The organism is Psychrobacillus sp. OK028 (genome assembly GCF_900103605.1).
In the GTDB taxonomy this organism is placed as follows: Bacteria; Bacillota; Bacilli; order Bacillales_A; family Planococcaceae; genus Psychrobacillus.
This window is the reverse complement of record NZ_FNHY01000001.1, coordinates 521,132-533,320: the sequence shown is the minus strand read 5'-3', so window position 1 is coordinate 533,320 and position 12,189 is coordinate 521,132. Positions and strand designations below refer to the sequence as shown.

General features: G+C 38.2%; 10 protein-coding genes. All 10 read right to left on the bottom strand.

Annotated elements, in window-relative coordinates; genetic code table 11:
• Positions 1-101: 101 nt before the first annotated feature.
• Complete coding sequence (hprK, locus tag BLR36_RS02245) at positions 102-1,028, bottom strand: HPr(Ser) kinase/phosphatase (protein ID WP_093059994.1); 927 nt, start codon at positions 1,026-1,028, stop codon at positions 102-104.
• A gap of 208 nt (positions 1,029-1,236) precedes the next feature.
• The gene (gene pyrE, locus BLR36_RS02240) at positions 1,237-1,869 is read right to left on the bottom strand and encodes an orotate phosphoribosyltransferase (protein WP_093059992.1); all 633 of its coding nucleotides are present in this window, start codon (positions 1,867-1,869) and stop codon (positions 1,237-1,239) included.
• Entirely contained in the window at positions 1,866-2,576 is a 711-nt protein-coding gene (pyrF, locus tag BLR36_RS02235) for an orotidine-5'-phosphate decarboxylase (RefSeq protein ID WP_093059990.1), read from the bottom strand. Before pyrF ends, pyrE begins: the two co-directional genes overlap by 4 nt.
• On the bottom strand, positions 2,573-3,487 hold the full coding sequence (locus BLR36_RS02230; RefSeq protein WP_093059988.1) for a dihydroorotate dehydrogenase: 915 nt from the start codon (positions 3,485-3,487) through the stop codon (positions 2,573-2,575). The genes pyrF and BLR36_RS02230 overlap by 4 nt, the downstream gene beginning before the upstream one ends.
• Positions 3,484-4,260, bottom strand: a complete 777-nt coding sequence (locus BLR36_RS02225) for a dihydroorotate dehydrogenase electron transfer subunit (protein ID WP_093059986.1) — start codon at positions 4,258-4,260, stop codon at positions 3,484-3,486. Before BLR36_RS02225 ends, BLR36_RS02230 begins: the two co-directional genes overlap by 4 nt.
• Positions 4,257-7,454 (bottom strand): carbamoyl-phosphate synthase large subunit, encoded by a 3,198-nt coding sequence (gene carB, locus BLR36_RS02220; RefSeq protein WP_093059984.1) that lies wholly within the window; start codon positions 7,452-7,454, stop codon positions 4,257-4,259. The genes BLR36_RS02225 and carB overlap by 4 nt, the downstream gene beginning before the upstream one ends.
• Positions 7,447-8,547 carry a carbamoyl phosphate synthase small subunit gene (locus BLR36_RS02215; protein ID WP_093059982.1) on the bottom strand — a complete coding sequence of 367 codons (1,101 nt, stop codon included), beginning with the start codon at positions 8,545-8,547 and terminating at the stop codon, positions 7,447-7,449. Before BLR36_RS02215 ends, carB begins: the two co-directional genes overlap by 8 nt.
• Complete coding sequence (locus tag BLR36_RS02210) at positions 8,544-9,824, bottom strand: dihydroorotase (RefSeq protein WP_093059980.1); 1,281 nt, start codon at positions 9,822-9,824, stop codon at positions 8,544-8,546. Before BLR36_RS02210 ends, BLR36_RS02215 begins: the two co-directional genes overlap by 4 nt.
• Position 9,825: 1 nt before the next feature.
• Positions 9,826-10,704 (bottom strand): aspartate carbamoyltransferase catalytic subunit, encoded by an 879-nt coding sequence (locus BLR36_RS02205; RefSeq protein ID WP_093059978.1) that lies wholly within the window; start codon positions 10,702-10,704, stop codon positions 9,826-9,828.
• 161 nt (positions 10,705-10,865) lie between these two features.
• Complete coding sequence (locus BLR36_RS02200; protein WP_093059976.1) at positions 10,866-12,173, bottom strand: uracil-xanthine permease family protein; 1,308 nt, start codon at positions 12,171-12,173, stop codon at positions 10,866-10,868.
• Between the last annotated feature and the right edge of the window lie 16 nt (positions 12,174-12,189).

Here is a 12,189-nt window from a genome sequence, read left to right as displayed (position 1 = left end):
GTCTATACTTTTTGTCCGAAGATCAAAAATAATCAAAACAATACGTAGACAAAAAAACACCCGCCATTAATATAGACATGGTGGGTACTTTTGCATAATTTCTATTGGTGTCCTTCTTCCATTTCTTCCTCTAATCGTTTCACAAATTCCTCAGCAGCACTATACCCCTGCTGTTTTAAATACCAGTTATTTGCAGCTGCTTCTATTAAGCCAGCAACATCTCGACCTGGTTGTAATTGGATTTGGATATGGGGAATTTGCACTCCCATATAATCTTTAAATTTTGTTTCTAATTCAAGTTCATTATTCAACGTGTTGCTTTCCCATTTAGTCAATTCGATATCTAATGCGATACGTGTCTCCTCTTGAAAAGCAGAGCGTCCATAAAGACGAACTACATTTAAAAGTCCGATACTCCTTAAAGCCAAAAATTCTTTATTCTTTTCATTATGGGTTCCAAGAAGTGTTTGCGGACTTAGCTTTTTTAATACTACGATATCATCTGCTATTAGCCTATGACCGCGTCCTATTAATGTATGTGCTGTTTCACTTTTACCAACACCCGATTTTCCACGCAACAAAATTCCCATACCGGAGACATTTACACAAACACCATGTATCGAAATTTCTGGGGCCATAGCTTTTACAACGAATGCATCAAGTTTTGCACTCACTTCGCTTGTAGAATCATTTGTACGCAAAACAGGAATTCCGTTTTCTAAGCAATATTGAAGTAGACCGTTTGGCTCTTTTTGATTGGAAGTTATAATGATGCATGGTGGATCATATGAAAGGATATGCCCAATACGCAATCTACACTCTTTTTCGTCCAATGTATATAAATAATTTATTTCGTTTTTTCCTAATATATGAATATATTCGGGTGTAATGAAATCAAACATTCCCATGAATTCTAATCCTGGTCTACGCACTTTACTATGTTTCAATTCTCTATGCAATTGATCCTCACCTGATAGCAACTCAAATGAAAATCTTCTTACTATGTCATTAACAGTTATTTTTTTCATCTTTTTTTCTCTCGCCTTCTAAAGTAAAGCATTGTTCCAACAGTTCTTAACGGGTATTTATTTTTAATATAGTACCATATTTTATCAATCATTAGTTCAATTTAGAATACAATTCACAGATTTTCCTCATGTCTAGATGGTAAGTGCATTTTTGGATAACTAGATAAAGGCGCTCACCCAATTTATAGGAAGCGCCTTTTTACATATTTTATTTTAATAATCCTTGTTTTAAATCATTATGCCATTTAGAAAGCATTGGGATATCCGCTTCTGAAATTGTTCCAGCTTCTTTTGCAGCAGTTGTTAAAGCATTATAGTTTGTTAAACTAACAAAAGGGATACCTGCTTCTTCAAATGCTTGTTCAGCTTTTGGTAGTCCATAAGTAAAAATACTAACTACACCTAGAACTTCTAATCCTTCTTTACGGAGGGCTTCTACTGCAACTAGACTGCTCCCTCCTGTCGAAATTAAATCTTCAATTACTACTACTTTTTGTCCTGCGACTACTTTACCTTCAATTTGATTGCCTCGACCATGCTCTTTTGCTTTTGACCGAACATACATCATTGGAAGTTCCAGTACATCACTCACCCATGCCGCATGAGGAATACCTGCTGTAGCTGTACCAGCTACTGCTTCTGTTAATGGAAAATTTTGTTCGATTGCTTCTGCTAAGCCTTGTGCAATTTCTTTTCTAACTGCAGGTGACGACATTGTTATGCGATTATCACAATAGATTGGCGATTTAATGCCTGAAGCCCATGTGAATTGGTCGTTAGGTTTTAATTCAACTGCACCAACTTCAAGAAGGGCCTTGGCAATTTTATATTCTAAACTCATGCATTTTCCTCCCACATTTTCAAAATAGTTTCATATGCTTTTACAGGGTTTTCAGCTTTAGTTATTGCTCGCCCTACAACAATATGAGAAGAACCAAGGATTCGTGCATTGTTGGGAGTCGCTACACGAACCTGGTCATGTGCATCTCCTTCTGCTAAACGAATACCAGGGGTAACACGTAAAAATTCTGGACCGCATGCGTCTGTAATTCTTTTCGCTTCCAAAACAGAACATACAACTCCATCTAGCGCCGCTGTTTTAGCTAGTTCTGCATAATGAACAACCGATCCTTCAATCGTCGTCTGAATCAGCTGTTCCTTTTGCATTTGTTGTTCAGACGTCGAAGTTAGCTGGGTTACCGCAATAATGGAAGGTCTAGTGTTTCCTGCTGCTGTCCCTGCCTCTAATCCTTCACGTGCAGCAATCATCATAGCCGCTCCACCAGCAGCATGCACATTTACTAAATCTGCTCCTAAACGAGCGAGTCCTTTCATCGCTTGACCAACAGTATTCGGAATATCATGTAATTTTAAATCCAAGAATACATCATGACCCATTTCTTTCAATTTATAAACGATAGCAGGTCCTTCTTGTAAGTATAATTCCATTCCTACTTTGACAAATAAAGATTGTTCAAATGGAGATAGAAAATGGTATGCATCACTTGCTGTGGAAAAGTCTAATGCAATAATTGGACTGTTTTTCATAGTCGATGACTCCTTCCAACTAGATCCGTCACTCTGTCAAATCCAAGTTCATCTAATTTTTTTGGAAGCTGCTCAATTAAATTCGGACATATAAATGGATCGACAAAATTTGCTGTTCCAATGGCAACCGCACTCGCACCTGCTGATAGGAAATCAATGACGTCATCAATAGTAGAAACTCCACCCATCCCGATAATTGGAATGGATACTTGTTGCGCTACGTCATATACCATGCGAAGTGCTACTGGTTTAATAGCTGGACCAGATAAACCACCTGTAACGTTTGCGATTACCGGACGACCAGTTTTTGTGTCTAAGCGCATACCAAGTAATGTATTAATCATTGTAATACCGTCAGCTCCACCAGCCTCTACTGCTTTTGCAATTGCTCCAATATCAGTTACATTCGGAGATAACTTCACATACACAGGAACAGAAGATACTGCTTTTACCGCCTTCGTCAATTCTTCCGCAACAAAAGGATCGGTACCAAATGTTATTCCGCCTTGTTTAACATTAGGACAAGAAATATTTAGTTCCAGTGCGTGCACATTTGGTGCCTTTGAAATTGCTTCTGCTACTGTGACATAATCCTCTGTTGTGTAGCCTGCTACGTTTGCTATAATCGGCACTTCATATTGCTCAAGCCAAGTCAGTTCGTTTTCCATAACTTTTTTTAAGCCTGGGTTTTGAAGTCCGATTGCATTTAACATTCCTGCAGGAGTTTCTGCCACTCGGGGTGTTGGATTACCTAATCTCGTTTCAGGAGTCGTAGCCTTAATCATAATTGCACCAAGTTGTGACAAATCATATAATTTTGCATACTCCTTTCCGAAACCAAAGCAGCCCGATGCAGGCATGATTGGATTTTTCAAAGAAAGTCCTGGTAATTCGATAACTAATCTATTCATACTCTAACAACTCCTGACGGGAACACTGGACCATCTGAACAAACTTTCACATAATCAGCATCTATTTTCTCTGTTGTATCGCAAACACACGCGAAACAGGCACCAATTCCACAGCCCATACGTTGCTCAAAGGATAAATACCCTTCTTTTTCTGAGTACATTTTTTCAAGTGCACCTAGCATCGGTGTTGGACCACAGCTATAGTAAACCTCAAAATCATCCTGTAATGTCTCTAATACATTTGTTACAAATCCAGTAGAACCATAGCTTCCATCTACCGTTACGATATGGGTCTCTCCTAATTCTTGAAATTGTTTTTCATAAAATACAACATCTTCGGACTGAAATCCTAACACATGGATTGGCTGTACACCTTTTTCTACAAGTCTTTTGGATAGTTCAAATAGAGGTGGCACACCAATTCCACCACCTACTAGCAAAGCCTTTTGACCGGCTTCTACTTTATCAATCTGAAAACCATTTCCAAGAGGTCCAAGTACATTGACTTGGTCTCCTGGTTTTTTCTTAGAAAGAAGCGTAGTTCCACTTCCATCTGCTCGGTAAATCATTGTAAATTCTAATGTTCCTTTATTTATTGATGAAATACTTATTGGTCTTCTTAACAATGGTTCCATTTGATCAGACACTCGAAGATGAACAAACTGACCTGGTTGTTTCATATCAAGTACAAGCTGTCCAGTCAATGTGAGTTCAAAAATGTTCGTCGCAATTGTTTGTTGCTTTACGACTTGCATTTGTTCTTGTCTAATCATGCTTTAACCTCCTGATGTATCATAGTCTCAGTAGAGAATGTCATCGATTCAATTACACGTAGCATTGCTTCTGCAGTATCTAAGGAAGTTAAACATGGGATACCATTTTCTACAGACTCTCTACGAATACGGAATCCATCACGTTCCGGCTGCATTCCTTTTGTTAATGTGTTAATGATAAATTGCGCTTCCCCTTTTTGAATTACATCTAGTAGGGTAGTTCCTTTTGCACCGATCTTATCCACAATGTCTACAGGAATACCAGCATTTTTAATGGCTTCCGCAGTTCCTTTAGTAGCCATAATTTGGAATCCTATTGCATAAAATCTTTTCGCAATTTCTGTGCCTTCTTCTTTGTCTTTATCCGAAATGGTCATTAGTACTGCACCATGGTCTTTAATTTCCATACCTGCTGCTGCTAAACCTTTATATAATGCTTTTTCAAGTGTAATGTCTTTCCCCATAACTTCCCCAGTAGATTTCATCTCTGGTCCAAGCGTAATGTCTACACGACGAAGTTTCGCAAAGCTGAACACTGGTACTTTTACATATACTCCTGGGCTATTTGGTGCAAGTCCTGGTGTGTATCCTTGTTCAATAATCGTTTGGCCTAAAATCGCTTTTGTTGCGATATTTGCCATTGGAATGGAAGTAATTTTACTTAAGAATGGTACTGTACGACTAGAACGTGGATTTACTTCAATTACGTAAACCTCATCTTTTGAAATGACATATTGAATGTTCATCAATCCAACAATTTTCAAACCTTTTGCAAGTCTTGTTGTGTAATCAACTAGTGTATCAATTTGGTTTTGTGAAAGCTTTTGTGGCGGATATACAGCAATTGAGTCACCTGAATGTACTCCTGCACGCTCTATATGTTCCATTATTCCTGGTATTAATACATTATCACCATCACAAATTGCATCTACTTCAATTTCTGTTCCTGTTAAGTATCGATCAATCAGTACAGGTTTCTCAGGGCTTGCTTCCACCGCATGCTCCATATAATGTTTGATCTCATCTTCGCTATATACAATTTGCATTGCACGGCCTCCAAGTACGTAAGAAGGTCTAACTAGTACTGGATATCCTATTTCATTAGCAATACTTGTAGCTTCTTCAACAGAAACGGCAGTTTTTCCAAGTGGCTGAGGAATATCGATTTCATGAAGAGCTGCTTCAAATTTGTTGCGGTTTTCTGCACGATCAATGTCTTCAAGTGTTGTACCTAAAATTTTAACGCCTCTTTCTTCCAGTCCAGCAGCTAAATTAATTGCTGTTTGTCCACCGAACTGTACTACTACACCCTTTGGCTGCTCTAAGTCAACGATATGCATGACATCTTCAAGTGTTAGTGGTTCAAAGTATAATTTATCCGAGATAGAGAAATCTGTTGAAACTGTTTCAGGGTTATTATTTATAATAATAGCTTCATAGCCTGCTTCTTTAATCGCCCATACAGAATGCACTGTTGCGTAGTCAAACTCAACCCCCTGACCAATGCGAATCGGACCTGACCCTAGCACAATCACGCTTTCTTTTTCCGTACGAATGGATTCATTTTCCTCTTCGTACGTCCCGTAGAAGTAAGGTGTTTCTGACTCAAATTCCCCTGCGCAAGTATCAACCATTTTGTAGACAGGTACAATTCCGTGATCTTTTTTAAAGTTATATACGTCTAATTCTTTTACATTCCAATATTTCGCAATCGTTTTATCTGCAAAGCCCATACGTTTTGCTTTATATAATACTTCTTGATCGAAAGGGTTAGATTGGATTACTTGTTCGTACTTCACGATATTTTGAAGTTTGTTTAAGAAGAATAAATCAATTTGGCTCCACTCGTGAATTGTTTCTACAGTTACTCCACGACGAAGTGCTTCTCCTATGAAGAAAAGTCTCTCATCTCCTGCACGACGAATTCGTTTTTCCATCCATACATCTGTAATGGACTCACTGTTTTTCATTTCGATATGGAAATGACCTGTTTCAAGTGAACGAATGGATTTAAGGATTGCTTCTTCAAATGTACGTCCAAGTGACATTACTTCCCCAGTTGCTTTCATTTGTGTGCCAAGATTACGTTTAGCCGATTCAAATTTATCAAATGGCCATCTTGGAATTTTCGCTACAATATAATCCAATGCAGGCTCGAAGCAAGCGTAGGTTTTTTGAGTAACTGGGTTCATCATTTCATCCAGTGTGAGACCTACTGCGATTTTAGCTGCAAGTTTAGCGATAGGATAACCAGTTGCTTTTGAAGCAAGCGCAGAAGAACGACTTACACGTGGGTTAACCTCGATAATATAGTAATTGAAGCTATGTGGATCAAGTGCTAACTGTACGTTACAGCCACCTTCAATTTTTAGTGCACGAATTATTTTTAGAGAGACATTACGAAGCATTTGGTTTTCACGATCGGATAATGTTTGTGTTGGTGCAACTACAATCGAATCCCCTGTATGAATCCCAACAGCATCGAAGTTTTCCATATTACATACAACAATTGCGTTATCCGCAGAATCGCGCATTACTTCATACTCTATCTCTTTATAGCCTGCTATTGATTTTTCAAGTAGACATTGAGTCACAGGGCTGTATTTTAAACCACTCGTCACAATTTCAGCTAAATCAGCATCATTGTAACAAATTCCTCCGCCCGTTCCACCCAATGTAAATGCTGGACGAACGATAACTGGATAACCAATACGCTCTACGAATGCTTTTGCCTCTTCAAGATTATGGATAATATCGCTATCTGGAACTGGTTCATTTAATTCATTCATCAGTGAACGGAATAGATCACGGTCTTCTGCTTTGTGAATTGCTTCTAGTTTTGTACCCAAGATTTCGATTCCTAGCTCATCTAAAATACCAGATCGATCTAGCTCAATTGCCATATTCAATCCAGTTTGTCCACCAAGTGTAGGTAAAATTGCATCTGGACGTTCTTTACGAATGATTTTGCTTACAAATGGTAATGTAAGGGGTTCAATATAAACCTTATCTGCAATTTCAGTATCCGTCATAATAGTTGCAGGATTGGAGTTTACTAAAATAACGCTATACCCTTCTTCTCTTAGCGAAATACATGCTTGTGTACCAGCATAGTCAAATTCAGCAGCTTGACCGATAACGATTGGACCGGATCCTATTACTAGTATTGTTTTTATATCTTTACGTTTAGGCATGTGAACTCTCCTTTTTGCTTTCAGTATTCATTAATTCGATAAACTCATCAAATAGATGTTTTGAATCTTCTGGTCCTGACGATCCTTCGGGATGGAACTGAACACAAAATACCGGGAATTTAGTATGTCTTACCCCTTCTACTGTGCCGTCATTTAACGCTATATGTGTTATTTCTAAATCTGTTTGTGAGATGGAATCTGCATCAATTGCATACCCATGATTTTGAGAAGTTAACTCTGTTCTTCCGGTTCTTAAATCTTTTACTGGATGATTGCCACCACGATGACCAAATTTCAACTTAAAGGATGTTGCACCACTTGCAAGTGAAATAAGTTGATGTCCTAGACATACTCCAAAAATCGGAACTTTTCCGATAATTCCTTTTACCATTTCAACTGCTTCTGGAATATCAGTCGGATCACCAGGGCCATTGGATAACATAACGCCATCTGGGTACATACCTAGAATATCAGCTGCAGAAGTGTTATAAGGGACAACAATAATATCGCAATCACGTTTATTTAGCTCTCTTAAAATACCGTGTTTCATACCAAAATCCACAAGTACGACTCTTTTACCACGTCCTGGACTTGGATATGATCGAGTTATGGAAACCTGTTCTACTACATTTCTTGGGATTTCTGTAGCTTGAAGTTTTTTTACTACTTCTTCTACGTTCACTTCTTCATCAGCATTTGTAAGTCTTCCTTTTAAAGAACCATGCATTCGAATAATACGTGTTAGCTTTCTTGTATCAATTCCTTCAATTCCAGGAACGTTTTTCGCATTTAAAAATTCACTTAAAGTAGCAGTAATTCTAAAATTCGATGGTTGTTCAGCAAGCTCTCTTATAACAACTCCGGATAGCCCTATTTTAATAGCTTCAAAATCATCTGGATTAATACCATAATTACCAACCATTGGATAAGTAAATGTTAATATTTGCCCACAGTTAGAAGGATCAGATATGGATTCCTGATAGCCAGTCATTGCGGTTGTAAAAATTACTTCACCAATTGTTCCTTCATCACTTCCAAAGGCATTTCCTTTAAATACCGTACCATCTTCTAATATTAAGTATCTTGTTTTCATGCTTGTTCCTCCTGCCATACGATTTCTCCGTTATACATAGTAAGTTGTGGCCAACCAGTGCATGCCCATCCGTTAAAAGGTGTATTCCTTCCTTTGGATACAAAAGCTTCTTTATCAATTTTTTGTTGTTTCTCTAAATCTAATAAAACCAAATCGGCTGGTGCTCCTACTTCAAGCTTTCCGAACTCGAACCCAAATACTTCTGCTGGTTTGATAGTTAGATAATCCAATAGTTGTTTAAGTGTCCATTGACCAGTTTTTACAAAGTGAGTATATAATAGTGGGAATGCTGTTTCTAATCCGACAATTCCGAACGGAGCTTTTTCAAACCCTGATGACTTCTCTTCCACAGTGTGGGGAGCGTGATCGGTTGCTATAAAATCTAGCGTTCCGTCTTCTAATCCCTCGCGTAGTGCCATCATATCTTCTGTAGCTCTAAGTGGAGGGTTCATCTTCCAAGCTGCATCATTGGAAGGAATATCGTCCTCACAGAGCAATAGATGATGGGGACTTACTTCTGCTGTCACATGAATACCGGCTTTTTTAGCATCTCTTATTACACGAACTGACTCTTTTGTACTGACATGACATACATGATAATGAGCTCCCGCTGCTTCTGCGAGTAAAATGTCTCTCGCAATATGTACTGATTCAGAAACAGACGGTATGCCTTTTAACCCAAGCTCGTTGCTACGTTTTCCTTTATGCATAACACCACCATATATAAGCGTGTTATCTTCACAGTGAGCAACAATTGGGATATTAAATTTCGCTGCTTCCTCCATTGCTTCAAGCATTGTTCCAGCAGCTTGAACACCTACACCATCATCTGTTAATGCAAAAGCTCCAAGGTTTTTTAAAGCCTCGATATCTGTTCTGTCTTTACCCGCTTGTCGAATGGTAATGGAACCATATGGTAAAACACGAACAAGTGCATTTTTTTCAACTAAATCTAAAACATGAGAGAAATTTTCTTCTGTATCAGGTACTGGTCTCGTATTTGGCATTGCGCAAATGGTTGTATAACCGCCTTTCGCTGCAGCTCTCGTCCCAGTTTCAATCGTTTCCTTCTGTTCTCCACCTGGTTCACGTAAATGAACATGCACATCGATGAAGCCTGCTGAAAGTAAAAGACCATTGCCATCTATTTGTTGAGCATTTTCTGATGTAATTTCAGCTCCAATTGCTGCAATTCTACCATCCTGAACTAAAACTGTCGTCGTCTCTAATTCTCCTTCATTGTTAACTATTTGAGCGTTTTGAATAATTTTTGTCATGTTATTCTCTCCCTTTCAAAATCATTTCAATGACAGCCATTCGGACATATACACCATTTTCCATTTGCTTAAAAATCCTCGAACGATTACATTCCACTAATTCACTGGCTATTTCGACACCTCTGTTAAACGGAGCTGGATGCATGATTATGGCAGATTTTTTCATTTTTTGTTCTCGTTCTATTGTTAAACCATACATTTGATGATACTGTTCTTTAGCAAATGGCTTCTTACCGTCATGTCTTTCATGCTGGACTCGAAGCATCATTAGAACATCACTATCTTCTATTACTTCATCAAATTCATGAACTGCTTCGAACTCACCTTTCCATTCACTTGGACATACAAATTGGACTTTTGCACCTAATCTTGAGAATGCATCCGCATTAGATCTTGCCACACGGCTATGGTTTATATCTCCTACAATCGTAATTTTCTTATCAAGTAATGTGCCAAATTCTTGCCAAATTGTATAAATATCAAGAAGACTTTGCGTCGGATGATTTCCTGTACCGTCTCCTCCGTTGATTATTGCAGGTTTAACTTTTCCAACTAGTTCTTCAAAATAATTATTTTGTTCATGCCTAATTACCAATGCGTCTAAGCCAATGGATTCAAGGACCTTTACTGTGTCATAAAGTGTTTCACCTTTTAATGTGCTGGAGAAGCCAGCTTCGAAAGGCAGGACTTCTAGATTAAGCTTTCTTTCAGCCATTTCAAAGCTCATCTTCGTTCTAGTGCTTGGCTCGAAAAAAAGATTCGAAACCGTATATTTACTCTTCAGAGAGGAGGTGTTACCATCACGAAATGCTTGTGCTTGGTTTAATATTTCATGTATTTGATCTATCGATAAGTCTTTCATTGATACTAAATTATTCATGAATATCCACCTTTTTTATAAAGTAAAACCTCCTCGGAAAATCTCGAGAAGGTTCGTTTTTGCATAGACAAGTAGTAGGGTCATGTTCCATGCCCCAACTTGCTACCGAACCTTTTGCCGACTCACTGTTCAACTTCTTAAAAGGTCTTTTATTTAATTTGTTATAAATCTGTACTTTCTGCTTTCTTCCTACCAGGTAGGATAAGATTTAGTATAACTCCGATAATTGCTGCTAAAGCCATACCTTCAATGCTCAGCGCTTCTGTAACGATGAACTTTGCTCCTCCGATTCCTATTACTAGAATTACAGAAGCAATAACTAGATTACGGCTATTGCCGAAATCCACTTTTGCATCCACCAACATTCGCAGCCCACTTGCAGCGATGATCCCAAATAATAGGATAGATACGCCACCCAAAACTGATGTAGGTATTGTAGAAATAACTGCCATTGCTTTACCAAAAAATGATAGCAGGATAGCCACTACAGCTGCTCCTAAAATCACGTATACACTATAAATACGAGTGATAGCTAGTACGCCAATATTTTCACCATATGTCGTTTTTGGTGGTCCACCTAAGAGTGCACTAACAAAGGTTCCTAAACCATCACCTAGTAATGATCTATGTAGTCCTGGTTCTTTTATATAATCTCTTTCTACAACTTTCCCAAGTACAAGCTGATGCCCAATATGCTCGGAAATTGTCACAATAACAATTGGAACCATCACTAGCAGGATATTAGTTGTTATGACAAAGTCATAATGGACTCCAGGGATTAAAAAGTCAGGTAAAGCGAATATTTTTGCTTCTTTTATTGGGGTAAAATCGACTATTCCAATGACGATGGAATATATGTAACCAACCACCAATCCTAGTAATATTGGCATTGTACTAATAATATTTTTGAAATACACCGTACAGATTATCGCAGTAAACAATGTAACTAATGCAGCTGAGAAATGAAGGACGCTATATTCTTTTAAACCTGTTTCTACATTTGTTATATTCATCGCCATATCGACTGCCACACCAGAAAGTCCCAGTCCAATGACCATGATAACTGGACCAACAACGATAGCTGGTAATAATTTCATAATCCATTTGTAACCACTTTTCCAAATTACAAGAGATACTATCCCATAAACTAGTCCCACGAAAACCGCACCAATCATCGCATTTCCAGGATTGATTGCTTGTCCAGATTCATCTAGTCCATTTACTGCAATAATTATTGGTGCGATGAACGCGAAAGACGAACCTAAATATGCTGGAACTTGGAACTTAGTTACTAGTAAGAAGATTATTGTCGCAATCCCACTTGTTAATAATGCAATGGCGGGACTTAAACCTACTAGCTGCGGTACTAATATTGTCGATCCGAACATCGCAAACATATGTTGAAAACTTAAGGTGATGAGTTGTCCACCAGAAGGCTTGTCATTTACATCTAATACGGCGTTTGACATGTAGTATACCTACCTT